The organism is Arthrobacter sp. 05T45 (assembly GCF_056395875.1).
In genome coordinates this window covers 49,232-75,067 of sequence record NZ_JBFTKI010000012.1, presented here as the reverse complement: position 1 = coordinate 75,067, position 25,836 = coordinate 49,232, and the positions used below count along the sequence as shown (strand labels likewise).

Sequence of the window (25,836 nt, the reverse complement as noted above, 5' to 3'; positions counted from 1 at the left end):
TAGTGCTTGACTCCATTTTCCATTAGTCCAAAGAATAGTGTTGAACGGCGCCGCGCCACGGGCGTGCCGCACAGAATCAAACCCAAGGGAGCAATTTTGGGACAGAAGGACTCAGTCGGCACACCGGCGAACGATCGCGCCTCGGTGCAGAAGCTGCGGACGCGGCGGCACGCGCAGGTTCTGATCATCGGAGGCGGAATCAACGGGGTCGGAACGTTCCGTGACCTGGCGCTGCAGGGCGTGGATGTGGCGCTCGTTGAGCGCGGCGATTACTGCCAGGGTGCCAGCGGCGCCTCTTCCCACATGATCCACGGCGGTATCCGGTACCTCGAAAACGGCGAGTTCCGCCTGGTCCAGGAGTCGGTGACCGAGCGCAACAGGCTTCTGCGGATCGCGCCGCACTACGTCAAGCCGCTGCAGACCACGATCCCGATCTTCAGCACCTTCTCCGGGGTCCTGGCCGCCCCCATGCGCTTCCTGACCCACAAGCAGGGCAGGCACACCGAACGCGGGGCGTTCCTGATCAAGCTCGGCCTGAGCATGTACGACTTCTTCTCCCGCGACGGCGGCACGGTTCCGCGCCACCAGTTCCGCGGACGCAAACGCGCCCTCGCCGAGCTGCCCCGCCTGCACCCCGGGATCAAGTACGCGGCCACGTACTTCGACGCCTCCGTCCACAACCCCGAGCGCCTCACCCTCGACGTGCTCCAGGACGGCGAGAAGGCCGGCGGCGCGGACGGCCACGCCCGCGCCAGCAACTACGTCTCCCTGGTCTCGCTGGGCGGCTCCGGAACCCCCGGAACCCCCAGCACCCCCGGAACCACTGTCCAGCTGCGCGATGAACTGACCGGTGAGGTGTTCGACTTCACTGCCGACGTTGTCGTGAACACCACCGGCGCCTGGGTCGACCTGACCAACGAGGCCATGGGGGCGGCGTCGTCGTTCATGGGCGGAACCAAGGGTTCGCACATCGTGCTGGACCATCCGGAGCTGCTCGCGGCGTGCAACGGCCGCGAAATCTTCTTCGAGCATACCGACGGCCGGATCGTACTGATCTACCCGATGGGGGACCGCGTCCTGGTCGGCACCACCGACGTCGACGCCGACATGGCCCAGGACGCCGTGTGCACCGAAGCGGAAATCGACTACTTCTTTGACCTGATCGGCCACGTGTTCCCGGACATCCCGGTGGGCCGGGACCAGATTGTCTACTCGTTCTCCGGTGTTCGGCCGCTTCCGAAGCACGACGCGACCCAGCCCGGCTTCGTCAGCAGGGACTACCGGATCGAACGCCGTGCGGCGGCGGGCGGCGCCGTCCTCAGCCTCGTCGGCGGCAAGTGGACCACGTTCCGGGCCCTCGCCGAGCACCTGAGCAACGACGTCCTGGCCGAACTCGGTATGGAACGGAAGGTTTCGACGGCGAAGCTCGCCATCGGCGGCGGCGCCGGCTTCCCGGACAGCGAGGACGGCGTCCAGCGCTGGATCAAGGCCCACATGTCGGCCGGCCGCGACGCCGCCCGCGTCACCGGGCTGCTGACCCGCTACGGGACCCGTGCCGAAGAAGTCATCCGCTTCCTGGACGGGGCCGCGGCCGGCGAGCCGGACCGGCTGCTGCATTCCACCCGCGAGCTGAGCACCCGGGAACTGGAGTTCATGGCCGCCCATGAGCAGATCGGGCACCTCGTGGACGTCCTCATCCGCCGCACGTCCCTGGCCTTTCGCGGCCTGGTGACAGGGGAACTGCTCAACGAAGTCGCGGACATCCTTTCCGGACCGCTCGGCTGGGACGCGGCACGCCGGGCCTCAGAGATCAGCCACGCACAGGAGGTGCTACAGCGGTTCCACGGTGTCCGGGTCCACAGCCTGGTCGCCTGATATTGCTTGCGTGCCCGGGCAGGGAAGCCCGGGTGCAAGCACTGCGCGGTCCGCCCTGGCGGCCGGCGCAGTGGCCGGCCGGCAGCACGAGCATGCTGCCGGCCCAACGGCTTCCAAACTCGCGGAGGCCGACAACAGAAAATAGAGGAGTCAAAGATGTCTCTTGGAATAGTTTTCCTATCCGAATTATTCGGTACCGCCATGCTGACCCTGCTGGGTTGCGGCGTTGTGGCCAACGTTGCGCTCAAAGGCACCAAGGGCAATAACGGCGGGTTCCTCATGGTCACCTGGGGGTGGGGCCTTGCCGTCTTCTCCGGTGTCTATGTTGCTTCCATCTCAGGTGCGCACCTGAACCCGGCCGTGACTTTTGGCCTGCTGGTCAACGGCAAGAAGTTGTACGCCCCCGGTGTTCCGGTTGACTTCGCCTCGACCCTGACGTACTTCGGCGGTGAACTGACCGGTGCCTTCCTCGGCGCCGTCGTGATGTGGCTGGCCCACAAGCAGCACTTTGATCTCGAGCAGGAGCCCGCCAGTCAGCTGGCCGTCTTCTCCACGGGCCCGGCGATCCGCTCCAACCAGTGGAACCTGATCACCGAGATCATCGGCACCTTTGTCCTCGTGTTCGTTATCCTGACCTTCGGCGGGACGCCTTCCGGGCTCGGCCCGCTGTCGGTGGCCCTGCTGGTCGTCGGTATCGGTGTTTCGCTCGGCGGCCCCACCGGCTACGCCATCAACCCCGCCCGTGACCTGGGCCCCCGCATCGCGCACGCCTTGCTCCCCATCAAGGGCAAGGGCTCCAGCGACTGGAGCTACTCCTGGATCCCGGTGGTCGGTCCGCTCATTGGCGGCGGCCTCGGCGGCCTCGTGGCAGCAGTCGTGCCGATCATCATCCCCGTCATCCCTCACTAACTGCCCGTTCAACCGTCAGTACAACTGCCACGCCAAACAGACAAGGACGTCACTATGAACCAGTACGTAGTTGCAATCGACCAGGGGACCACGAGCACCCGAGCCATCGTGTTCGACCACAGCGGCAGCATCGTCTCCTCCGGCCAGATGGAGCACGAGCAGATCTTCCCCCAGCCCGGCTGGGTGGAGCACAACCCCGCTGAAATCTGGAACAACACCCGCGAGGTGATCGGCTCGGCCCTGTCCAAGGCGAACCTGACCCGGCACGACATCGCCGCCGTCGGCATCACCAACCAGCGCGAAACAGCGGTGGTGTGGGACAAGACCACCGGCGAGGCGATCTACAACGCCATCGTGTGGCAGGACACCCGCACCCAGCCGATTGTGGACGAACTCGCGAAGGACGGCGGGGTAGAACGCTTCAAGCAGAAGGTGGGCCTGCCGCTGGCGACCTACTTCTCGGGCACCAAGATCAAGTGGATCCTGGACAACGTCGAGGGCGCCCGGGCCAAGGCGGAGGCCGGCGACCTCGTCTTCGGCAACACCGACTGCTGGGTGCTCTGGAACCTGACCGGCGGGACCGACGGCGGAGTGCACGTCACCGACGTGACCAACGCCTCACGGACCATGTTCATGGATCTTGAGACGCTGTCGTGGGACCAGGAGATTCTGGACGCGTTCGGCGTCCCGGCCTCCATGATGCCGGCCATCAAGTCCTCCTCCGAGGTCTATGGCACGGTGCACACCTCCCAGCTGCTTCGCGAGGTTCCTGTGGCCGGGATCCTGGGCGACCAGCAGGCGGCCACGTTCGGGCAGGCGGCGTTCGATGCCGGGGAAGCCAAGAACACCTACGGCACGGGCTGCTTCCTGATCTTCAACACGGCCGAGGAAATTATCCATTCCAAGAACGGGCTGCTGACCACCGTCGGCTACAAGCTCGGCGACGCGGCGCCGCACTACGCGCTGGAGGGCTCCATTGCCGTCACCGGTTCCTTGATCCAGTGGCTGCGGGACAACCTCGGCATGATCAGCAGCGCCCCGGAGGTCGAGACCCTCGCGGCCTCGGTGGAGGACAACGGCGGTGTGTACATTGTGCCGGCATTCTCCGGCCTCTTCGCACCGTACTGGCGCTCGGACGCCCGCGGCGCCATTGTGGGCCTGACCCGCTATGTTACCAAGGCCCATATCGCCCGCGCGGCGCTGGAGGCCACCGCCTTCCAGACCCGTGAGGTGCTGGACGCCGTCAACGCCGACTCCGGCGTACCGCTGACGGAGCTGAAGGTCGACGGCGGCATGGTCGCCAACGACGCCCTGATGCAGTTCCAGGCGGACATCCTCGGCGTGCCGGTCATCCGTCCGAAGGTGGTCGAGACGACGGCGCTGGGCGCAGCCTACGCGGCCGGCCTGGCGGTCGGATTCTGGAAGGACCTGGGCGAGTGCTCGGCCAACTGGGCCGAGGACAAGCGGTGGGAGCCGCAAATGGACCAGGCCGAGCGGGAACGCCAGATGCGTCTCTGGAAGAAGGCCGTCACCAAGTCGATGGACTGGGTTGACGACGACGTGAAGTAGGCGCGCACAAGGAGCCCCGGCCGGGAAGATCCCGGCCGGGGCTCCTTTGTCTATTGCCCGGGAGCGGTAGGGCCGTTAGTGGTAGTGGTGGCCATCGTAGCCACGTGCCACCTCAGCGCGCGGCGTCTTCGCGTAGACGTCCTTGCTGACCGTATAGCCCCGGCGGTCGATCTGCAGCGCCTGCTCGTTGACGCTCTTCAGCTCGGAGCGGCTGAGCTTCTTGATCTTGACGAGATTCAGGAACTCCTGGTCCTCTCCGCCCACGGCCGTGACCTTGATCAGACCCATGTGCTTGGAATAGAACTTTCGCTGGTGGCCGGCGCTTGGCGGGTCCAGCGGGTTGAACTCATCGATGACCAGCACATCGCTGTAGCAACCAGTGGCGACGCAGACGCGTTGGTCCTTCGCGAACACATCACCGCAGTCCAGGAAGTCCACGCTGGGTGCGTAGGCCTGGGGGTAGGCGGGGGTCTTCAGGCGCGGGTGGCTCTGCATGGCGATGCCCGCCTGGGCCTTGTCGATGCCGCTGATGAACGTACTTGGCGCACCCACAAGCTTCCCGTTCTCGTACTCCTCCGGATATTCGCCGAAGAGCCACACGTCGCCCTTCCGTGTCTCGGCGAAGAAGGCAAGTTCCGATTCCGCGAGCTCACCGTCGGAGTAGTCCCGGTCCCATATCGCGATGGTCTTCACCCCGTCGATCACCTTGGTCAGCCCCGTGACCGTGCTGACAACCTTGCGGGTGGTTGTCCCGTCCGGGGAGACTACTTTGCCGGTGGTGGTGTACTGCATGCCGGGTTCGAGGGGGAACCACTTGTTGTCAATCTCCGGCCTGGACGGGAAGGCGCTGCGGTTGAATTTGATTGCCGAGCCGGGGCCGCACAGTTCCTGCGAACGGGCGGCCGCCGGCGCGGTGGCTGCCGTCGCCGCGGCCGCCGTCGCCGCCGTCAGCGACGCCACCACCAGCAAGACCGCGGAGCCGTAAGCGGTAAATCTCTTAGATAGTGGAGTCATCTGACTGGCCTCTCATTGTTGGTAGTTGTTGCTATACGGCTGATACAGGTTCCGGCTCGCGGGGCTGACGGTCATGACGTGCCGGACCCTTCTTGGCGAACCGCAGGTAGAGCGATGGAACGATGAACAGGTTGACCAGTGTCGATGTCACCAGCCCGCCCAGGATCACCACGGCCATGGGGTGCTCGATCTCATGGCCGGGGCGGTTGCCCATCACCACCAGCGGGACCAGGGCGAGTGCGGTGGCGAGCGTGGTCATCAGGATTGGTGACAGGCGTTCGGCTGCGCCCCGCAGGACCAGGTCCCGGCCGAACGGCACGCCTTCGAACTGTTCCAGGTGCTGGCAGTGGTTGATGAGCAGGATGCCGTTGCGGGCGGCGATGCCCATCACTGTCAGGAACCCGACCAGCGACCCGAGGGACAGGATTCCGCCGCTCATGTGCGCGGCGATCACCCCGCCCACCAGTGCCACCGGCAGCGTCAGGATGCCCAGAACGGCAAGCCGCCAGCTCCGGAATGCCGCCTGGAGCAGGAGGAACACCACAACCAGGGCGCCCATCGCGAAGAGGAGAAGCCGCTGCGAGGCGGCCTGCCGCTCCGCGTATTCGCCCAGGATCTCGGCGCTGTATCCGGTGGGGAACTCCACGGACTTGAGATCGGATTCGAGCTTCTCGACGACTTTGGCCAGATCGCCTTCCTTGACGTTGGCGCTGACATCGAGGCGGCGGGACCCTTCCGAACGCTCAATGACGTTGGGAGTGGGCTTTACCGTGATCTTGGCGACATCGGCCACCCGGATCTTCTGCCCGCTGGGAGTGTCCAGCGGGAGGTTCTCGATGCTTGTGACGCTGGTCCGGATCGCCGGAGGACTCCAGACCTGGACGTCATAGGCCTTGCCGTCCCGGTAGACGTCGCCGACCTCTTCGCCGGATACCAGGGTGGCTGCGGCACGGCGGACGTCACCGGGCTTCAAGCCGTAGCGGTTGGCGGCGTCCAGGTTCACCTCGACGTCCACCTGCGGAACGTTGACCTGGAGTGCGACTTTGGCTCCGATGGCACCCTCGATGCCGGCCAGGGCAGTCTTGACCTTGTCCGCCTGCTTCTTCAGCGTGTCCAGGTCATCGCCGTACACGCGGACCACGATCGAGTAGCCCGTACCGGTGAGCACCTCGCGGACACGTTCCTTGAGGTAGGTCTGGACGTCCCGGTGGATGCCGGGATACCCGTCCACGACCTGCTGGATGGAGGCCAGGGTCTTGTCGTAGTCGACCGAGGGGTCAACGCTGATCCAGTTCTCGCCAAAGTTGACTCCCACCACCTCATCGGCGGCGAAGGCCTGACCGATGTGGGACCCGCAGTTGTTGACGCCTGGAATGGTCATCAGCTCCTGGCAGGCCAGTTGGCTGACGCGCACTTCCTCGGCGTTGGAGGTGCCGGGTTGCGTGACCCAGTGCATGAGGAAGTCACGTTCCTTGAACGAGGGCAACAGTGACTGGCCCAGGAGCGGGGCCGCTATGATTCCGACGACGCCGAGTGCCCCCACCGCGAGGTAGCCCGGGAGCGGGCGTTTCACAATGGGACGCAGGGCGGCGCCGTACCAGCGCTTGAGGACCCGGACCACCGGCGGATCGCGGTCTTCCAGCTTGGCATTGCGCAGGAAGATGTACGCCATGGCCGGCGTGACCGTGAGGGCCACCAGCATGGACGCCAAAACCGCCAGGGTGTAGGCGGTCGCCAGGGGCCGGAAGAAGGCGCCCGTCAGGCCGTCCAGGAAGAAGATCGGTACCGTGGCGGCAACGATAATCAGGGTGGCGTAGACGATGGGGCCGCGGACTTCCAGGGAGGCGTTGACGACCACGCGGGCGGTGCTTTCGGTCCCGCCGCTGGCGCGGTGGTGCCGGAGCCGCCTGACGATGTTCTCGACGTCGATGATGGCATCGTCCACCACGACCCCGACGGCAATCACCAGCCCCGCAAGCACCATCGTATTAATCGTGCCTCCGGTCCAATACAGCACCAGGGCCGCTGCCATCAGCGACAACGGGATCGCCGTCACGCTCACCAGGGCTGTCCGCCATTGGAACAGGAAGACGCTCAGCACCAGGACGACCAGGAAGCAGCCCAGCAGCAGCGCGAGGCTCAGGTTGCCGAGCGACTCCTCGATGAACGAGGCGGGCCGGAACAGGGTGGTGTCGACTGCGATTCCGGTCAGGCCGGGCTGCAGTTCCTTGAGCGCTTCCTCGACCCCGCGGGTGACTTCGAGGGTGTTGCCCCACGGCAGCTTTTCGACGATCAGCATCAGTCCGGGGCCGCCATTGATAACCGCGTCACCGATCAGTTGCTGGTGGTCCTCCACGACGGTTGCCACGTCGGCGAGCTTCAGGGGCGGCAGTCCCTCACGTTCCTCCAGTGGCACCTGGGCAAGGTCCGCCGGAGACGTGATGGGTTGTACGTGCCTGATGGACATGCTCTGGCTGGGTGTTTCCAGCGCCCCTCCGGTGCCGATCAAGGCACCGGGGGAGTACTTGAGCAGGCCGGCGTCCAAGGCGTCGGACGTGGAGTTCATGACGTTTTCCAGCGTCACGTTGTTGGCTGCCAGCTTGGTCGGATCAACCTGGACCTGGAGCATCTGAAGCCGTTCGCCCCAGATCGCAACGTTCGCCACGCCAGGCACCCGCAGCAGGTGTGCCCGGATGTTCCAGTAGGAAACCATGGACATTTCGATCAGGGAGCGGGTCTCGGAGGAGAGCCCGATCTTCATGACACGGCTGGTGGAGGACAGCGGCTGGAGCATTATTGGCGGCGCGGCCCAGGTCGGCAGAGTCGGTATGACCGTTGCCATCCGCTCCGACACCAGCTGCCGGGCGGTGAGCAGATCGGTCCCGGGTTTGAACTCCATCACGATGGCGGACAGCTGCGACACAGACTTCGACCGCATCTGGTCCAGGCCGTCTATGCCATTGAAGGCCTGCTCCATCGGAACCGTTACGAGTTCCTCGACTTCGGAGGCAGTGAGACCCAGACATGCCGTCTGAACCTCGACGCGGGGCGGTGCGAACTCCGGGAAAACATCCACCGAAGCGCTGCTGAGTTGCGCGCCGCCCACGATCATGAGGGCGGCCGCCATCGCAATGATGATCGACCGGAACCTCAGGCTTGCAGCGACAATCCGGCGCATGTCAGTGCGCCGTATCGAATTCAGCGCCGAAGAGTTCAGCCGCGCCGACGGTTACGATTGCGGTGCCGACCGCGGGGCCGGCCGAGGCCGTGACCACTCCGTCCTCCACCTTGGCTACCGTGACCGACTGCCGCTGGTAGACCCGCGGGGCCGGGTTGGTGTACACCCAGGTTTTTCCGCTGGCGTCGTAGAGCAGGGCTGAGTAGGGCACGACGACGTCCTTGCCCTTTCCGGCCTTGACGGTGTCGGTCTTCAGGTCGAGGCGTTCGATTCCCTTCTCCGTCAACGTCAGTTTCGCGATGCCTGTTGCGGCATTCTTCTCCACCTTGGCGGGTTCGTTGGCCGAGACGGCGGCGGGGGCCGCCGCCGTCGTCTGGGCACATGCGGGCAACGCGAACAGAAGTGCTGCGCATACAGCGGCCGCCAGGGGCAGGCGCCGCGAGGGCTGTTGGCTGGTCATTTTGCTTCCACCTTTTCCTGCGTAACGGGCTGGACGGGAACTTCGGCCTCGTACACTTCGGCCCACTCTTCCGGGGCGGAACCGGGCCCGAACCAGAGAGCGAGCAGGGGGAGTACGAAGATCCCGATGAGAGTTGTCGTGATGAGTCCGCAGACGATGATCAGGGCCATCGGGCCCAGGAAGGACCCGCCGACGGCGCCGCCGAAGAGTCCCGGCGGGATCAGGATCGCCACCGTGATCAGGGCTGCCTTCAGAATGGGCGAGACCCGGTCCCGGGCCGCCATCATGATGACCTTGTCAGGGGACTCGTGCGGGGTGGCCCGCCACAGCTCATCCGTCCGGGCGGAGAGCAGCGCCGCGTTGCGGGCTGCAACGGCCAGCACCGCGGCAAAGGCCGTGAGTGCCAGCACAGTGATGGCGCCTCCCGCGATCCACGCTGCCACGGCGGCCCCGGCCAGCGCGGCCGGCAGGGACAGGAAGATGGCAAGCGCCAGCTTCCAGCTCCGCACCGCTGTCTGGAGAAGGAGCAGGATTCCCAGAAGGGCAGCCGCGCCGATCCACAGAACCATGGCGTCCCCGGCGAGCTGTTCACTGTACTTCGTGGGGATTTCGGCGTGGTATTCCAGCGGGAACTGGATCTGCTCGATCGCCGCGTTGATGTCGCGCTGGATATCCGCGAGCGGACGTCCGCTGACCTCGGCCACCACATCGATCCGGCGCGAGGTGTCATCGTGCAGAATCACGACTTCATTGGGAACGAGCCGGATGTCGGCGATTTGGCCCAGCTGGACCTGGCCGCCGCTTGGCGTGTCCAGCAGGAGCTCACGGATGCTGGTCAGGTCATCCCGGACGTCCACCGCGCCGCGCACCACCACTTCAAAGACCTTCTGCTGTTCGAAGAGGTTGCCGACGACGATGCCTTGCATCAGGGCGGCGGCGGCGCGGCGTGCGTCGCCGGGTTTGATGCCGACCTTCTGCGCCGCCTCGAGGTTGACCTCGACTTCGACGATGGGCGTCATGGCGCTGGCGTTGATCGTCGGGTTCTTCACGCCGTCGACCTTTTCGATGGCCTTGCGGACCTCTTCTGCCTTCTCTCGCAAGACGGGCAAGTCCGTTCCGTAGACGCGGACAGCGAATCCGGGATCCATGCTGCTGCGCTCCTGGCCGATCTGCTGCTGGGAGTAGTTCACCACGTTGTGGGCGATACCGGGGTAGCCCTGGACGACGTCACGGACCGCCTGCTCCGTTTCGCTGAAGTCGGCATCCGGTGTGATGGACACCCAGAGTTCCGCGGAACTGTTCCCGACAACCTGGTCGGAGGAAATGGCGCGGCCGATGTGGCCGCCAACTCCCGAGACACCAGGCAGGGTCCGCAGTTCGTCGGACGCCTTGGACGCCACCCGACGCACCTCGTCGTTGGACGTGCCTGCCATCGAGTCCCACTGCACCAGGAGTGTCCGGTCCGGAATCGTCGGCACGACCGCCCGGTTCCCGACCAGCTGCGATGCCGCGGCGAGCCCCAGCAGTCCAACGACGGCGACAGCGACAATGCCGAGGGCACGGCGGGAACGTGCCCCCTCGAGTGCCCTGTCGTACGTGGACCTTGCCCGGACAACACCGGGCGAGTCCGCCCGCCGGGCTTTCTCACCGGGAAGCAGGAGATATGCCAGGACCGGTGTCACGGACAAACCCACCAGCATTGACACGGCAAGCGCCAACGCCAGGGACCAGAAGAGGGGCTGGAAGAACGCACCGCCGACTCCCGTGACGAACAGCGTCGGTACGAGCGCGAGGGCCATGATGAGCGACCCGTGGAACAGCGGTGTGCGGACGCTGCGGACAAGCTGGACCATGCGGAACCTGATGGTGGCATCTGTCTCGGTCCCGGTGGTCCGCAACGGCCGGCGCCGCTGCGCCTGCACATCCTCCACGATGTCTCCGACAATCACAGAGACGCCCAGCAAGATGCCGGCGAGGATCGAGATATTCAGTGTGGAGTCGAGCAAGTAGAGCACCACTCCCGCCGCCATGACGGTGGTGCTGATCGCCACGAGGGCGATCACGGCCACCCGCCAGGAGCGGAACAGGGCCCAGAAGAGCAGCACGGCGATCAGGAGGCTCACGAGCAGCGCCAGGCCGAGTCCGTCCACGGCATCCTGCAGGAAGGAGGCGGGCCGGAAGACGGACGTATCCATCTGGATTCCGGAAAGCCCGGGCTGCATGTCGTTCAGCGCAGCCTCGAGGTCCTTGGTGACCTGCAGCGTGCTGGCTCCGGGGAACTTCTCCACGACCAGCAGGAGGCCCGCATCCTGGCCGACGACGGCATCGCCGATCAGCGGCTGGTGGTCCTCCTTCACCTGGGCAATGTCACCCAGGAGCATGGGAGATCCGGCGTCTTCGACACTGACCTTGGCCAGGTCCTCCGGTGTTCGGATGGGCAGCACGTGCTGGATGCCCAGGCGTTGGCTCGGCGACTCCACGAACCCGCCCGTGCCGGGGGTGGACGCCTCAAGGAAGCTCAGCGGCGACACCCAGACTGCGTTGCCGGTGGTCTTGATGACCTGTTCGAGCGTGATGCCCTTGTCACGCAGCTGCGTGGGGGTCACCTCTACTTGGAGCTGCTGTTCGCGCTGTCCCCAAATGGAAACGTTGGCGACCCCGGGAATGCCGATCAGCCGCGGCTTGATCTTCCACCGGGCCAGGACCGACATTTCGATCCCGGAAAGCTCTTTGGAGCTCATCCGGACCATAAGGACGCGGCTGGTGGACGACAACGGCTGCATGATCAGCGGCGGCGCCGAGACGTTCGGCAGCGCGTGGGCCTGGGTCATGCGTTCGGCCACGAGCTGGCGCGCGCGCAGAAGGTCGGTGCCCGGCTCGAACACGAGCTCGATCGAGGACAGGCCGGGAACTGATTTGGACCGGATTTCATCGAGCCACGCCACCCCGTTAAGGAGGTCGGCTTCCATCGGGGCAGTGATGAGCTGTTCAACTTCGGCAGCTGAGAGGCCCAGGGCCTCGGTCTGGATCTCGACGTGGGCCGGGGCGAACTCGGGCATGCTGTCGATGGCGACGTGGGGGACGTTCACTACCCCGAAGGCAATGAGTCCGGCCGCCATGGCGAGAACCAGGATGCGGAACTGCATACTGAAACGGGTGATCCAGCCGAACATGGCTAGCCCTGTTCCAGGGAGCCGGCGTCGCAGGTGCGGCCGGCGGGGGATTTCGGCAAATGCACGGAAGAATTGCGCAATTGATACATGACAGGCTCCTCAACCCGAGACCATTTGCGAATCCCCCCGAGAGATCCCATTTCTTGCTGATCTTTATCGAATAGTGTTCCCATTTGAATCGTTTGGCAAGATCAAAATTTTAGGCCTGCTTCACGGTTTTTCACGGGTTTCTCCCAGCTTGGAGGCTCACAATGCGCTCTCCGAAGAAACTTCGCGGAAGGGCCCGGGCGCCCGTGGCCGGCCACCCGGGTGTTCGTTGTTTTTCTACTTGTTTTCCGCGCCGAGCTACCCGAATTTCTGTCGTAGTTACTTGCCCGATACGTCGGGCAATTGGCAGTAAGTACCGCTATTCCATAGGTATGTCGTTTGTAACAATTGCGGACATAGCAGCCCGCACAGGCCGCCGGAGCGCGAGTCGACTGCGACTACCGGGCCGTATCCGGCCCGTCGGTTCAGCACGAACCAGCCCGAGGGGCTAAAGTGGTCCTATGCGCGCCGTGCTCCTGCTTAGCTAGCCGCCCGGCATCCCGGCGAGACCTCGTTTCCGAAGAGTCCCCGGATTGCCGAGCGGCGGCCCCTCCATGTCGAGGGGCTTTTGTGTGTCCGGGGTAAATTCCGGTCCGCAACGCACGAAGTTACAGCAGGAGCACCACGTACGGACAGTATGGAGTCAGGACCGGGCAGCCGGCCGTGACAGTGCAGACTTGATGGTGAACAGGCCTGGCGGCAGGCAGGCCTGAAGGTAGACAGGCCTGGGTAACAGGCCGCACAGAACAGAAGAGGCCAGCAGTGAGCGTTCAGCCGGAAACACAGACCGGATCGCCAGCAGCCGCGGCGGAGGGGCCTGAGGAAGGTGCCTACAGCTTCGCGGCAATGGAAGCCAAATGGCCGCAGGTCTGGGAAGACCTGAAGGTCTTCACGCCGCTCGACGACGGCTCAAAGGAACGCCGCTACGTGCTGGACATGTTCCCGTATCCGTCCGGTGACCTTCACATGGGCCACGCCGAGGCGTTCGCGATGGGCGACGTTGTGGCGCGCTACCTGCGCCAGCAGGGCTACGACGTGCTGCACCCGATCGGCTGGGACTCCTTCGGCCTGCCCGCGGAAAACGCGGCGATCAAACGCAACGCGCACCCCAGTGAGTGGACGTACGCCAACATCGACACCCAGGCGGCATCGTTCAAGCGCTACGCAATCTCCGCGGACTGGTCCCGCCGGCTGCACACCTCGGACCCGGAGTACTACCGCTGGACCCAGTGGCTGTTCACGCGGTTCTACGAGCGTGGACTGGCCTACCGCAAGAATTCGCCGGTCAACTGGTGCCCCAAGGACCAGACCGTGCTGGCCAACGAACAGGTGGTCAACGGCGCCTGCGAGCGGTGCGGCACTCCCGTGACCAAGAAGTCCCTGAACCAGTGGTACTTCAAGATCACCGACTACGCCGACCGCCTGCTCGATGACATGGACGAACTGCGCGGGCACTGGCCCGAACGCGTCCTCGCGATGCAGAAAAACTGGATCGGCCGTTCCGAGGGCGCCCACGTCAACTTCGTGATCGAGGCCGACGGCGGCAAAGCCGCCAAGGACGTCACCGTCTTCACGACGCGCCCGGACACCCTCTACGGCGCCACGTTCTTCGTCGTCGCCGCCGACGCGCCGCTCGCCGTCGAACTGGTCACCGACGAGCACGCCGCCGCCCTGGACGCCTACCGGGAACAGGTCAAGGCGCTCTCCGAAATCGAGCGCCAGTCCACCGAGCGCGAAAAGACCGGCGTCTTCACCGGGCGCTACGCGACCAACCCGCTCAACGGCGAAAAGCTGCCCGTCTGGGCCGCCGACTATGTCCTGGCCGACTATGGCACAGGCGCCATCATGGCCGTCCCGGCCCATGACCAGCGCGACCTCGACTTCGCCAAGACCTTTGACCTGCCCGTCCGGGCAGTCCTGGACACGGGCGAGGAAGACCCGGCTGCCACGGGCATCGCCACCACCGGCGAGGGGACCCTGATCAACTCCGGCGTCCTCGACGGGCTGCCCAAGGCCGAGGCCATCCCGGCGGCCATCGAAATCCTGCGCGAGTTGGGCACCGGCGAGAAGTTCGTGAACTTCCGGCTGCGTGACTGGCTGCTCAGCCGGCAGCGGTTCTGGGGCACACCGATCCCCATCATCCACTGCCCGGCCTGCGGGGAGGTCCCGGTCCCGGATGATCAGCTGCCCGTGACCCTGCCGGCGGACCTGCGCGGCGAGGACCTGTCCCCGAAGGGCACGTCACCGCTCGCCGCGGTCGAAAGCTGGGTCAATGTCGAGTGCCCCAACTGCCAGGGCCCGGCCAAGCGGGACACGGACACGATGGACACCTTCGTGGATTCCTCCTGGTACTTCCTGCGCTTCGTCTCTCCGCAGTACACCGGCGGTCCGTTCGATCCGGAGAAGATCAACGACTGGATGCCGGTCGGACAGTACGTGGGCGGCGTGGAGCACGCCATCCTGCACCTGCTCTATGCGCGGTTCTTCACCAAGGTCATCCACGACCTCGGCATGATTGAGGCGGACGAGCCGTTCAGCGCACTGCTGAACCAGGGGCAGGTCCTCAACGGCGGCAAGGCCATGAGCAAGTCCCTGGGCAACGGCGTCGACCTCGGCGAGCAGTTGGACAAGTTCGGTGTGGACGCTGTCCGCCTGACCATGATCTTCGCCTCCCCGCCGGAGGACGACGTCGACTGGGCGGACGTATCGCCGTCGGGCTCCGCGAAGTTCCTGGCCCGGGCCTGGCGCCTCGGCCAGGACGTCACAAGCGCACCCGGCGTCGATGCCGCCACCGGTGACCGTGCCCTGCGCACCGTCACCCACCGCACGATCGCCGATGCGCAGGCCCTGCTGGACAACAACAAGTTCAACGTGGTTGTGGCAAAGCTGATGGAACTGGTCAACGCGACCCGCAAGACCATAGATGCAGCCAGCGGTGCCGGCGGTGCGGACCCAGCAGTCCGCGAGGCCGTGGAAGCCGTAGCCGTCATCCTGAGCCTGTTTGCGCCGTATACCGCCGAGGATCTGTGGAACGTCCTGGGGCACCCGGCATCGGTCGCCAACGCCGGCTGGCCCACGCACGACAACGCACTGCTCGTGGAGGACACGGTCACCGCCGTCGTCCAGGTGCAGGGCAAGGTGCGGGACCGGCTGGAGGTTTCCCCGGACATCTCCGAGGAGGACCTGCGCGAACTGGCGCTGGCATCGGAAAATGTCCAGCGCGCCCTCGACGGCCGTGCCCTGCGCACGGTGATCGTACGGGCGCCTAAACTGGTCAACATCGTCCCGGCCTAGCCGGACGTACCAGCTTGACACTGGCCGCCGGCTGATCCCGGCGGCCAGTGCAGACAACCAGCGCAGACAATGGGACGGGCACAAGTGCCCCCGCCGGAGAAGCAAGTCCACGCGTCCCCACAGCAGGAGGTCCTTCGTGCCACACCGCGAGCCGTCAGGCTGGCCATGGCTGCGCGAGCGGCTTGTTCGCCTGCGGCAGGGTTCCCGGGACAGCATCCCCGAAGCGGCTCCCGCCGCCGTCGTGCAGGTTGCGGTGGTCACAGACTCTGCCGCCGCGCTGCCCGCGGACTGGGTCCGGGCTTTCGCTGCTGACGGCCGGCTCACCGTGGTCCCGATGCCCGTGATGATCGGCGCCGAAATCTACGGCGAGGGTGAGGACGACATTGCGGAGACCATCGCCGTGGCCCTGGCCAGCGGCAAGCCCGTCAAGACCTCGCGTCCGTCACCGGGGCAGTTTGAACACGCCTACCGGGAGGCCAGCGAGCGTGGCTTCCAGTCGGTGGTCTCCATTCACATCTCGGCGGGGCTGTCCGGGACAGCCGACGCCGCCCGCCTGGCAGCCCAACGGGTCGGCATACCCGTAGAGGTCCTCGACTCCCGGACGGTCGGAATGGCCCAGGGGATGGGCGTGCAGGGCGCGGTGGTCGCGGCCGCCGACGGCAGGAGCGCGGCCGACGTCTTGGCCTTCGCGCAGTCCCGGCTGGACCGCACCAAAGTGTACTTCTATGTCCCGACCCTGGAACAGTTGCGCCGGGGCGGCCGGATCGGGGCGGCGGCCTCGCTCTGGGGGACCATGTTCTCCATCAAACCCATCCTGGCGGTGGAAGACGGCCGGATCATCCCGCTGGAAAAAGTCCGGTCAGCGGCGAAGGCCATCGCACGCCTGGAAGAAATCGTGGCCGCGGACGCCTCCGGCCGCCCTGCCGGGCAGGCGCGGCTGGCTGTGCACCACTTTGGCAACCAGGCCGAGGCTGAAGACCTTGCCCGGCGCCTGGCCGTGGCATTACCGGCATGTCCGCCGGCCCAGATCAGCGCTCTCCCGGCAGTCCTGGCGGCCCACGCCGGGCTCGGTGTGCTCGCCGTGATCGTGGGGGAGGGCAGCACCCCTGCTGCAGCGAAACCCGATGCCTTCCCCGGGGACATCGCCAGCCCGGACAGCGGGGAAGCGCACCCTGGCAGGGCTGCGGCCGAAGCGACGGAAACCGGCGACTAGCGCGGCGGGTCCATGTGCTCCATCTGCGCGGACGCCGGACTCTGGCCGTGAACGGGCGGCGGCGGTAAAGTCACTCCACCGAACCCAGCGAACCAGCGAATCCGGAGGCCGCCATGGCAATGCAGGTGCACCACGTAGTCCAGTTCGATCGCGACGTTGCCGAAGAGGTGACCAAGTGGCTGAAATACCTCAAAGGCCAAGTGACCAGCGTTCAATTCCTCACCACCACGGTCCCGGATCCCAAGGCTGCGGATAAATGGCGCGTGCAGTACGAGGCATACATCACCTATCAGAAGTGAACCCCCGACTGTAGCTGCGTTTCAGGGGGTAGGCACGGGCGATGTCCGTCCGGGCGTGGGCGATGCTGTACGCGCGGGTGTGGCTGGTTCCGTTGGCGCTGTCTCTGGCGTTGTAGCTGACACGGTGGTTGGTGGGGCGGTGGTTGGTGGGGCGGCCGGCTCGGACGTTGGCGGGGCGGGCGTTTCCGGGACCGTTGGTGGGGCGGCCGGCTCGGACGTTGGCGGGGCGGGCGATTCCGGGACCGTCGGTGGCGCGGCCGGCTCGGACGTTGGCGGGGCGGGCGTTTCCGGGACCGTCGGCACGGTGACTGGCGCGGACGTTGGCTCGGTGGTCGTTTCCGGGACCGTCGGTGGCGCGGCCGGCTCGGACGTTGGTGCGGCGGGTGTTTCCGGGACCGTCGGCACGGTGACTGGCGCGGACGTTGGCTCGGTGGTCGGTATGACGGTTGGCGTCGTGGGCGCGGGTACCGACACTGACGTTGGTGGAGTCGTTGGCGTTAGGGAGGCCGGCGGGGCTGTGGGAGGCGGAGTCGTTGGCGGCGGGGTTGGCCCGGGGGCTGGCTGATTCGGCCCGATAGTGTAGCTGGGCTGCTGGCCTGAGCCGTTGACCCACAGGGCGGCCTGCACCCGGCGGGCACTTCCGGGCTCCAGCCACCAGAGCACCTGTACGTTGCAGTGGTAGACAATCGTGACATTGGCGACGGCGCCCTGCGGCGGAACTGCATGGATCGAGGTGGCGGCTGTTTGGGTGGTCCAGATGAAATTCTGGTCGGCAGTCATTCCGGCCGTGCCGTCGACCGAAACATGCGCTATGCCGTACAGACCGTACTGGGGGCAGAAACTGCTTTCCAGAGAAAAATTGACCACCTGGGTTGAGGTGGCTTGCGTTGTGTCTGCCACGACCGGTGGGGCTGGCAGCATGGTGCCGCCAAGCGCCAGCACCGCCGCGGGCCCAAACAACCACTTCATTGCACACCAGCTTTCGACGCCTGAAATTTACCTCCAGGCGATCAGGGTTGCCCCCAGCCGGCAAAGTCTTCTCGATTGGATGCAGACGTTACCACCGGGTCCGGGCGGGCACCAGCGTAGGGAATACTTGCCTGATGCCGCGGATCTACGCGTATTACTCAGGTATATCCACATACGCCCGGTCCCCGGTATCAGCGGGGGTGAGGGCTGCCTAGAGTCGTTCCATGCCACGCCGCAACCCGGGAACTGAATCCGCCACAGGCGTCAGGGTTGCCCGTGATCGCCTGGCAGCGACGCGCTGGGCTGCCCGGGGTGCGAAAGATACTGCGGAGCCGGGCGAATCCCCGGCTCCGGGCCGGGAACCGGGCGACTCAGCGGGGCTGCTGGAGTTGCAGGTTCCGGCGCCCGGCAGCCCTGTCCCGGTCCGGGCTGATGGCGTCCTCGCTGCTGGACGATGCGTCGGGGGCGGCCCTTCACACCATGCGGATGAAACCCGCGGGTACCGCCGGGGAAGAAGGCCGACGCTGGCTATGCGATTTCGGGCCAGGACAGGGGTTAAAGCCGCTGCCCTGCTGGGCGTCCTTGCCGTGGTGCTGGGCGGCTGCTTCTGGTGGCAGGCCGGAACCGGCGGCGCGCAGGTGGTGGCTCTCAGCGACTCCGCCCCCGCCGCCGAGGAAGCACCCGATCCGGCGGATGACGGGTCAACCGCGCCGCCGGGAGATGAGGCCACCGCGGCGCCCGAAAGGATCGAGGTCCATGTTGCCGGTGCCGTGGCCAGCCCGGGGGTGGTTCAACTGCCGGCGGGAAGCCGGCTGCATGAGGCGATTGCAGCGGCGGGCGGGCCCACGGTTCTCGGGGATCCGGACCGGCTCAACCTGGCCGCCGTGCTGGAGGATGGGCAGAAGGTCCTGGTGCCCATCCGCGGCGAACCCGGTGAGGCCGATACGCCCACGGGCGGCTCACCTGCGCCCGGTTCCGGTCCGGGCGGCACGGGGCCAGTCGGCGGGGGCGGGAAGGTCAACCTCAACACCGCCGGCCTCGAGGAACTCGGGACCCTCCCGCGCGTCGGGCCGGTGCTGGCGCAGCGGATCGTGGATTGGCGCCAGCAGCACGGGCGGTTCAAGACAGTGCAGGAGCTCGACGCCGTCGACGGGATCGGTCCGAAGTTGCTCGAGGCCCTGCTCCCGTTGGTGGGTATCTGACGTGGCAAATCCTGAGATGGAAAAGCCTGACACTGCACAGCCTGGCACTGCACGGCGTGGCGTGGACCGGACCGGCCCGCTGGGTTCTGTGGCGGTCCCGCAGAGTCGCTGGCAGCGCTACGTCGATGCGGCCGTCGATTCCCCGGCGCGTGCGGAGCACGAGGATCCGGTGGCCTCCGGCCGGATCCGCGGATCCGGTAAACCCGCGCGAGACACCGCCGCGCGTCGGCGCCCGATCGAACGGACACGACGGACGGACCTTCGTCTGGTGCTCCCGGCACTTCTTGTCTGGGGGACCGCCGTTGCCGGAAACTGGCTGTCCCCTGCAGGGCTGGCCGGTCTCTGCACGGCGCTGGCGGCGGCCGGAGGCATGCTCTTCCTGGCCGGTCGCGTCATCCTCGGCCGTTCTGGGCTCCGCCCGGCGAGGGAGCGGGGCGCCAGGATTGGGCGGGGTGGCCACGGGCGCGGCCGCAGCGCCGGGCAGGCGGTTCCGCGCAGCATTCGCGCCACAGTGGCAGCGGCGCTGCTGTTGTCCTCCGCGGCAGGCTCACACGCCGCCGTCGAGGCCTCCCGGCGGCACGACGGCGCCATCGCAGAAGCTGTGGCCGCCCGCGCGGCCGTCGTCGCGGAACTGGAAATTGCAGGCGCCCCACGGCCGCTCAGGATTCCCGGTGCCGGTGGCCTGCCGGACCGCTGGGCAGTTCCCGTGATCCTGACGGCGATGACCTTCGGCGGCCACAGGGTCGCCGGGGACGCACGGATCGTGGTCATGGGCGGGGCCACCTGGGGAGACGCCGTTCCGGGCCAGCTCCTGCGCGCCACAGGCAAACTCCGTCCCGCCGCGCCAGGGGAGTCGGAGGTCGGACTCCTGGCAGCGACGTCTGCGCCAACCCTGCTGCGGGGACCCGGGCCCTGGCAGCAGGGTCCCGGGGAGCTTCGCCGCGCCTTCACCGCCGCGGCGGCAAGGTTCGGGGGCGACGCCGGCGGGCTGCTGCCCGGCATGGTCACCGGCGACACCAGCGCCCTGGACCCCGAGTTGGAAGCCGCCATGAAGACCGTCGGGATGACGCACCTGACCGCCGTCAGCGGGGCCAACTGCAGCCTGATCCTCGGGACGCTGCTGCTCGCCGCCCGCACGCTCCGCCTTCCGCGCGCGGCCGCCGCCGCGGCCAGCCTCGCGGGGCTGGCGCTGTTCGTCCTCATGGTGGGACCGGATCCGAGTGTGCTGCGGGCCGCACTCATGGGCAGCATCGGCCTCGCGTCCGTAGCTCTTGGCCGGGCGGGGCGCGGACTCAGCCTGCTCTGTGTTGCTGTCATCGGCCTGCTGCTGGCGCAGCCGGTCCTGGCTGCCAGCTTCGGATTCCTGCTCTCGGTCCTGGCCACGCTGGGAATCGTGGTCGCCGGACGCCGCATCATGGACTGGCTGCCGCCTTCGGTTCCGCGCTGGGCGGCAGCCGGCGTCGCCGTACCCCTGTCTGCCCAGCTCTTCTGCGCCCCGGCGATCGTGTTGTTGCAGCCGCAGTTCGGCGCCTACGCCCTGCCCGCGAATGTGGCCGCCGCAGCGCTCGTGGCGCCAGTTACACTCCTCGGCACGGCCGCCGTGGTGCTCCTGCCCGCTCTCCCGGCCGCAGCGGGCCTCCTCATGGCCGCCGCTGCTGCCTTCGCAGGTGCGGTGGCGGGGGTCGCCCGGTTCTTCGCGGCACTCCCGGGCGCCGCCCTGCCGTGGCCGGAAGGAGTCTTTGGTGCAGCCACCATGGGAATCTTTTCCGCGGCTGTGCTGGCGGCGGCGTGGCTCGCCCTGCACCCTGCCGCGGCCGCCCGTGGCGTCCTCGCGGCACACGCACGGGTGGTCGCCGTCCTCGACGGACGCTCGCATGCGGCGGCACGGTCAGCCGTCCGGCGGGCCGTCAGCCGCGGCTTGGAGCACCGGTCCGGGCGTGGGACGCTTAGAGTCCGCAAACCAACTTCCGGGAGGAATCGAGAGTGGCTGCTGCCCAGACCCAACGGCCCAGGACCTCGGCGTCGAACACCGCCACCTGGCGCGATGTGACACCTGCTGCCGTCGTCCTGGTGGGCGGTCCGGAAGACTACATAGGTGCCCGGGCCATGGACCGTATCCGCGCGCAGGTCCGCGCGGTGGCGCCCGACGTCGAAATTACGCGGCTCAATGCCGGCAGCTACACGGCCGGGTCCCTGGCCATGAACGTCAGCCCTTCACTGTTCGGCGAACAAAAGCTCATCGAGGTCGACGGGCTCGAGGCGATGAACGATGCCTTCCTCGCCGATGCCCTGAAGTATGTGGTCCAGCCCGAACCGGAGGCCTTCCTGGTGCTCCGCCACGGCGGGGGAGTCCGCGGCAAGAAGCTGCTGGACGCCATCAAGGCCGCGGGCTGGCCCGTTGTCGACTGCCAGCCGCTCAAGAAAGACGCCGAGAAGATCGCCTTCGTCACGGCCGAGTTCCGGGCGGCCTCCCGGCGTATCGACCCCGACGCCGTGCACGCCCTGGTCAATGCGGTTGGCGCGCAGCTCGCGGAACTCGCCGCCGCCTGCAGCCAGCTGATCGCTGACGCCACCACCGGCGTGGACGCGGCCATGGTGGACAAGTACTACGGCGGCCGGGTCGAGGCAACAGGTTTCAAGGTCGCCGACGCCGCGATGGCCGGCAACGGCCCGCTGGCCCTCTCCACACTTCGCCACGCCCTGGCCACCGGCGCGGACCCGGTGCCGATCGTGGCTGCCCTGGCGTCGAAGTTGCGTTCCCTGGCCAAGGTGGCCGGCGCGCAGGGGTCGTCCTCGCAGATCGCCAAGCAACTGGGTATGCAGCCCTGGCTCGTCGAACAGGCCCAGCGGGAAGTCCGGCGCTGGACGCCCGAGGGGCTGGTCCGCTCGATCCAGGTCACCGCCGAGGCCGACGCCCAGGTCAAGGGCCTCTCCCGGGATCCTGTCTATGCCGTGGAACATGCGGTAACGGTGATTGCCACCTCGGCCAGGAGTTCCTGACACCCGCGTTCGAACCCAGGGGCCCGGCGTGTCGGCCCTGCGAGTCCGGCCGGACCGGGGCCCGGCGTGTTGGCCCTGCGAGTCCGGCCGGACCAGGTGCGGCGTGTCGGCCCTGCTGGCGCGGACCCGGCAGCGGGCAGCCGGCGGGGTACCGGAGTAGTACGAGAACGGGTGCGGAGTCGGCCCCTTGCGGAACCGGTTTAACTGGATGTGGCCGGCACCCCAGGGGGTGCCGGCCACAATCATCAGTTCAAGTGAACTGGAAACCTTAGAGCGCGTTGACCTTCTTGGAGATGGCCGACTTGCGGTTTGCAGCGTTGTTCTTGTGGAGAACACCCTTGCTGACGGCCTTGTCCAGCTTGCGGCTGGCAGAAAGCAGTGCAACAGCCGCAGCATCCTTGTCGGTGGACTCAACGGCGGTGTTGACGGCGCGGATGGCCGTCTTCAGCTCAGACTTGACTGCGTTGTTGCGCAGGCGAGCCTTTTCGTTGGTCAGGATGCGCTTCTTCTGGGACTTGATATTAGCCACGTGTGAACTCTCTTTTTCAATGCGGAAAATGGTCTAGAGGGCTTTCAGATTGGCCATTGACTGAGCGGCGTGGGGATACCTATGGCGACCAACCATCTGTGGCCGTCGACCTGCACGGACACACAGCTGTAAATAATAGCAGAGATCAACGTACAGGCACGAGTGCGCGTGGCGATCCGCCGTCGCGCACGGTGTCCGCCGGGTCAGCTCCAGCCGTGCCGCTGCCGCAGCGCGGCCGCGATGTGGTTGAAGCGGCCTGCGTCCAGGATCGCTCCTTCGCGCCGGATGTCCTTCGCGTTGATCTGCAGAACCCGGTCCAGCTTCGCTTCGCTGGGCCGCCACTGGCGGTCCCAGGGTCCAGTGCCGATGTCCACGTAGTCATCCGACCGGCGGGAGTCGCCGTCGTGGTCCTTGCTCGTCAGCATCAGGCCCAACAAATACCGGCCGCTGGTGCCCACCAGCAGCACCGGACGGTCCTTGCCCTGGGAGTAGTCCTCTTCGTAGGGCACCCAGGTCCAGACGATTTCGCCGGGCTCGGGCAGGCCGTTGGGTGCGGGGGCATAGCGGACGGCGGCCCGCCCCCGGAAGTCGCCGGGATATGTCCCGGTCAGTCCGGCGGCCGGGGCGCCGCCTGTGGAGCGGGCCGGGGTGCCGGGACGCGCCTGGCCCGGACGCCGCTTCGCCGCAGGCTTTCGGGCGGGTTTTGCCGCAGGACCAGGGGTGGTTCCCGGTGCGGAGCCGCCAAGTTTATCCAGGAAGCGCAGGGCATCGCGGACCGCGCCGCTGATCGATCGTAAGTTCCAAGCCATGGGGAAACCATACCGGCAACCCCTGCAGAGAACCGGGGCAGGGAATGAGCGGGGGAGAGGTGGGGCAGAGGGTGGCCGCAGTCGGCTGGCGGCCAGGCAGGGGCGGACCCAGTCGCGGCGCAGCACGCAGCCAGATCCGCGGGCCAACCGCAGCCGAGCCGAGGCCAGATCCGCGGGCGGAATCCCGCCGAGAGTCCACCGGACCCAGGAGAGTCCGCAACGCAACGCAGGGATGCACTGCCACTGGCCCGGACGTGGGAGACTATAGGGACAGAAACGCGCCACGTCGCAGGATGGCATACGAGCATCCGCACCGAGCCGTGGAAAAGCCAACCGTAATGCCAACAGTAAGGACCCTGCGTGTCTCCCATGGCCCGCACCGCCCCGGTGCCCGCCGCAACAGATCCGGCCATCATCCGGAACTTCTGCATCATTGCGCACATTGACCACGGCAAATCCACACTGGCCGACCGGATGCTCCAGTTCACCGGTGTTGTCCAGTCCCGTGACATGAAGGCCCAGTACCTGGACCGCATGGACATTGAGCGCGAACGCGGCATCACCATCAAATCCCAGGCCGTCCGCATGCCCTGGGAACTCGGCGGCACCAGCTACGCGCTGAACATGATCGACACCCCCGGGCACGTCGACTTCACGTACGAGGTCTCCCGCTCGCTCGCGGCCTGTGAAGGCGCGATCCTGCTGGTGGACGCGGCCCAGGGCATCGAGGCCCAGACTCTCGCCAACCTCTACCTGGCGATGGAAAACAACCTCACCATCATCCCGGTCCTGAACAAGATCGACCTCCCGGCAGCCCAGCCCGAGAAATACGCGGCGGAACTCGCCAACCTGATCGGCGGCGACCCCGACGACGTGCTCCGCGTCTCCGGCAAGACCGGCATGGGCGTCGAAGTCCTGCTGGACAAGATCGTCCGCGACCTGCCGGCACCGGTGGGCGACCCGAACGCCCCCGCCCGGGCCATGATCTTCGACTCGGTCTACGACACCTACCGCGGTGTGGTCACCTACGTCCGCGTCGTCGACGGCATGCTGCACCCGCGTGAACGCATCCAGATGATGTCCACCCGTGCCACGCACGAGCTCCTTGAGATTGGTGTGAGCTCCCCGGAACCCACCCCCTCCAAGGGCCTTGGCGTCGGCGAGGTCGGCTACCTCATCACCGGTGTGAAGGACGTCCGCCTGTCCAAGGTGGGCGACACCGTCACCAACCTGGCCAAGCCTGCCACGGAGTCCCTCCCCGGCTACGCGGACGCCAAGCCGATGGTCTTCTCCGGCCTGTATCCGCTCGATGGCACGGACTATCCGGTGCTCCGCGATGCGCTGGAGAAGCTGATGCTCAACGACGCCGCACTGGTGTACGAGCCCGAAACGTCCGCCGCGCTGGGCTTCGGCTTCCGGGTGGGATTCCTGGGCCTGCTGCACCTGGAAATCACCCGCGAGCGGCTCGAACGCGAATACAACCTGGACCTCATTTCCACCGCGCCCAACGTGGAATACGAGGTCACGCTGGAGGACAAGAAGGTCGTCCACGTCACCAACCCCAGCGAATACCCCACCGGCAAGATCGCTGAGGTCCGTGAGCCGATGGTGTCCGCCACCATCCTTGCGCCGAACGAGTTTGTCGGCGCCATCATGGAGCTGTGCCAGAGCCGGCGCGGCGTCATGGGCGGCATGGACTATCTCTCCGAGGACCGGGTGGAAATCCGCTACCGCCTGCCGCTGGCCGAAATCGTCTTCGATTTCTTCGACATCCTCAAATCCAAGACCCGCGGCTACGGGTCACTGGACTGGAAGGCCGACGGCGAGCAGGTGGCCGACCTGGTCAAGGTGGACATCATGCTCCAGGGCGAACAGGTTGATGCGTTCTCCGCCATCACCCACCGCGACAAGGCCTACGCCTACGGCGTGATGATGACCGGCAAGCTGCGCGAACTCATCCCGCGCCAGCAGTTCGAGGTGCCCATCCAGGCCGCCATTGGCTCCAGGATCATCGCCCGCGAAAGCATCCGCGCCATCCGCAAGGACGTCCTTGCCAAGTGCTACGGCGGTGACATCACCCGAAAGCGCAAGCTGCTGGAAAAGCAGAAGGAAGGCAAGAAGCGCATGAAGATGGTGGGCCGCGTCGAGGTGCCGCAGGAGGCTTTCATCGCCGCGCTGACAACGGACGAGTCCAAGGACAAGGCCAAGAAGTAACGGTGCAGGTAATGATTGTTGCTGCAGTATCGGCAGGCCGGG

At 66.6% G+C, this 25,836-nt stretch carries 17 protein-coding genes; 10 read left to right on the top strand and 7 right to left on the bottom strand.

Annotation, left to right across the window (positions count from 1 at the left end):
• Positions 1–96 precede the first annotated feature (96 nt).
• The 3 genes from AC1DGD_RS13135 (at position 97) to glpK (ending at position 4,353) form a co-directional block, all read left to right on the top strand.
• Entirely contained in the window at positions 97–1,875 is a 1,779-nt protein-coding gene (locus AC1DGD_RS13135; RefSeq protein ID WP_476857069.1) for a glycerol-3-phosphate dehydrogenase/oxidase, read from the top strand.
• A gap of 156 nt (positions 1,876–2,031) precedes the next feature.
• Complete coding sequence (locus tag AC1DGD_RS13130; protein ID WP_476857068.1) at positions 2,032–2,784, top strand: MIP/aquaporin family protein; 753 nt, start codon at positions 2,032–2,034, stop codon at positions 2,782–2,784.
• A gap of 54 nt (positions 2,785–2,838) precedes the next feature.
• Positions 2,839–4,353 (top strand): glycerol kinase GlpK, encoded by a 1,515-nt coding sequence (gene glpK, locus AC1DGD_RS13125; protein WP_476857067.1) that lies wholly within the window; start codon positions 2,839–2,841, stop codon positions 4,351–4,353.
• 75 nt (positions 4,354–4,428) lie between these two features.
• Here glpK and AC1DGD_RS13120 read toward each other — a convergent pair whose 3' ends face one another.
• From AC1DGD_RS13120 to AC1DGD_RS13105, 4 genes are read right to left on the bottom strand one after another with little or no spacing between them, the layout of a single operon-like run.
• Entirely contained in the window at positions 4,429–5,367 is a 939-nt protein-coding gene (locus AC1DGD_RS13120; protein ID WP_476857066.1) for a hypothetical protein, read from the bottom strand.
• Positions 5,368–5,398: 31 nt separating this feature from the next.
• Positions 5,399–8,545, bottom strand: coding sequence for an efflux RND transporter permease subunit (locus AC1DGD_RS13115; protein ID WP_476849284.1), 3,147 nt, complete (start codon positions 8,543–8,545; stop codon positions 5,399–5,401).
• A gap of 1 nt (position 8,546) precedes the next feature.
• On the bottom strand, positions 8,547–9,005 hold the full coding sequence (locus AC1DGD_RS13110) for a hypothetical protein (RefSeq protein ID WP_230008548.1): 459 nt from the start codon (positions 9,003–9,005) through the stop codon (positions 8,547–8,549).
• The gene (locus AC1DGD_RS13105; RefSeq protein WP_476857065.1) at positions 9,002–12,151 is read right to left on the bottom strand and encodes an efflux RND transporter permease subunit; all 3,150 of its coding nucleotides are present in this window, start codon (positions 12,149–12,151) and stop codon (positions 9,002–9,004) included. The genes AC1DGD_RS13110 and AC1DGD_RS13105 overlap by 4 nt, the downstream gene beginning before the upstream one ends.
• A gap of 876 nt (positions 12,152–13,027) precedes the next feature.
• On the opposite strand from AC1DGD_RS13105, the gene leuS reads away from it, so the two are divergent.
• The 3 genes from leuS (at position 13,028) to AC1DGD_RS13090 (ending at position 17,071) form a co-directional block, all read left to right on the top strand.
• Entirely contained in the window at positions 13,028–15,559 is a 2,532-nt protein-coding gene (gene leuS / locus AC1DGD_RS13100) for a leucine--tRNA ligase (protein ID WP_476857064.1), read from the top strand.
• Between the two features lie 136 nt (positions 15,560–15,695).
• Positions 15,696–16,772 (top strand): DegV family protein, encoded by a 1,077-nt coding sequence (locus AC1DGD_RS13095; RefSeq protein ID WP_476857063.1) that lies wholly within the window; start codon positions 15,696–15,698, stop codon positions 16,770–16,772.
• 119 nt (positions 16,773–16,891) lie between these two features.
• On the top strand, positions 16,892–17,071 hold the full coding sequence (locus tag AC1DGD_RS13090; protein ID WP_476849342.1) for a hypothetical protein: 180 nt from the start codon (positions 16,892–16,894) through the stop codon (positions 17,069–17,071).
• Here the strand turns inward: AC1DGD_RS13090 and AC1DGD_RS13085 are convergent.
• On the bottom strand, positions 17,055–17,684 hold the full coding sequence (locus AC1DGD_RS13085) for a hypothetical protein (RefSeq protein ID WP_476857062.1): 630 nt from the start codon (positions 17,682–17,684) through the stop codon (positions 17,055–17,057). The two genes, AC1DGD_RS13090 and AC1DGD_RS13085, sit on opposite strands and share 17 nt — an antisense overlap.
• Before the next feature lie 886 nt (positions 17,685–18,570).
• On the opposite strand from AC1DGD_RS13085, the gene AC1DGD_RS13080 reads away from it, so the two are divergent.
• The 3 genes from AC1DGD_RS13080 to holA are packed head-to-tail and all read left to right on the top strand — an operon-like array spanning position 18,571 to position 22,242.
• The gene (locus tag AC1DGD_RS13080) at positions 18,571–19,242 is read left to right on the top strand and encodes a ComEA family DNA-binding protein (RefSeq protein ID WP_476857061.1); all 672 of its coding nucleotides are present in this window, start codon (positions 18,571–18,573) and stop codon (positions 19,240–19,242) included.
• A gap of 16 nt (positions 19,243–19,258) precedes the next feature.
• Entirely contained in the window at positions 19,259–21,292 is a 2,034-nt protein-coding gene (locus AC1DGD_RS13075) for a ComEC/Rec2 family competence protein (protein WP_476857060.1), read from the top strand.
• On the top strand, positions 21,226–22,242 hold the full coding sequence (gene holA / locus AC1DGD_RS13070; protein WP_028276695.1) for a DNA polymerase III subunit delta: 1,017 nt from the start codon (positions 21,226–21,228) through the stop codon (positions 22,240–22,242). The genes AC1DGD_RS13075 and holA overlap by 67 nt, the downstream gene beginning before the upstream one ends.
• Positions 22,243–22,510: 268 nt before the next feature.
• Here holA and rpsT read toward each other — a convergent pair whose 3' ends face one another.
• Both rpsT and AC1DGD_RS13060 read right to left on the bottom strand, forming a co-directional pair.
• Positions 22,511–22,771, bottom strand: a complete 261-nt coding sequence (gene rpsT, locus AC1DGD_RS13065; RefSeq protein ID WP_018773112.1) for a 30S ribosomal protein S20 — start codon at positions 22,769–22,771, stop codon at positions 22,511–22,513.
• A gap of 203 nt (positions 22,772–22,974) precedes the next feature.
• A complete protein-coding gene (locus AC1DGD_RS13060; RefSeq protein WP_476857059.1) occupies positions 22,975–23,580 on the bottom strand; it encodes a type II toxin-antitoxin system PemK/MazF family toxin in 606 nt (201 codons plus the stop codon).
• Positions 23,581–23,940: 360 nt separating this feature from the next.
• On the opposite strand from AC1DGD_RS13060, the gene lepA reads away from it, so the two are divergent.
• A complete protein-coding gene (lepA, locus tag AC1DGD_RS13055) occupies positions 23,941–25,794 on the top strand; it encodes a translation elongation factor 4 (protein WP_476857058.1) in 1,854 nt (617 codons plus the stop codon).
• Positions 25,795–25,836: the final 42 nt, after the last annotated feature.

Bases quoted from the DNA above. Each gene is read 5' to 3' on its own strand.
- glpK (WP_476857067.1), top strand. From the start codon at position 2,839: ATGAACCAGTACGTAGTTGCAATCGACCAGGGGACCACGAGCACCCGA.
- AC1DGD_RS13060 (WP_476857059.1), bottom strand. From the start codon at position 23,580: ATGGCTTGGAACTTACGATCGATCAGCGGCGCGGTCCGCGATGCCCTG.
- AC1DGD_RS13115 (WP_476849284.1), bottom strand. From the start codon at position 8,545: ATGCGCCGGATTGTCGCTGCAAGCCTGAGGTTCCGGTCGATCATCATT.
- AC1DGD_RS13075 (WP_476857060.1), top strand. From the start codon at position 19,259: ATGGAAAAGCCTGACACTGCACAGCCTGGCACTGCACGGCGTGGCGTG.
- AC1DGD_RS13105 (WP_476857065.1), bottom strand. From the start codon at position 12,151: ATGCAGTTCCGCATCCTGGTTCTCGCCATGGCGGCCGGACTCATTGCC.
- AC1DGD_RS13130 (WP_476857068.1), top strand. From the start codon at position 2,032: ATGTCTCTTGGAATAGTTTTCCTATCCGAATTATTCGGTACCGCCATG.
- AC1DGD_RS13110 (WP_230008548.1), bottom strand. From the start codon at position 9,005: ATGACCAGCCAACAGCCCTCGCGGCGCCTGCCCCTGGCGGCCGCTGTA.
- AC1DGD_RS13080 (WP_476857061.1), top strand. From the start codon at position 18,571: ATGCGATTTCGGGCCAGGACAGGGGTTAAAGCCGCTGCCCTGCTGGGC.
- AC1DGD_RS13120 (WP_476857066.1), bottom strand. From the start codon at position 5,367: ATGACTCCACTATCTAAGAGATTTACCGCTTACGGCTCCGCGGTCTTG.
- AC1DGD_RS13090 (WP_476849342.1), top strand. From the start codon at position 16,892: ATGCAGGTGCACCACGTAGTCCAGTTCGATCGCGACGTTGCCGAAGAG.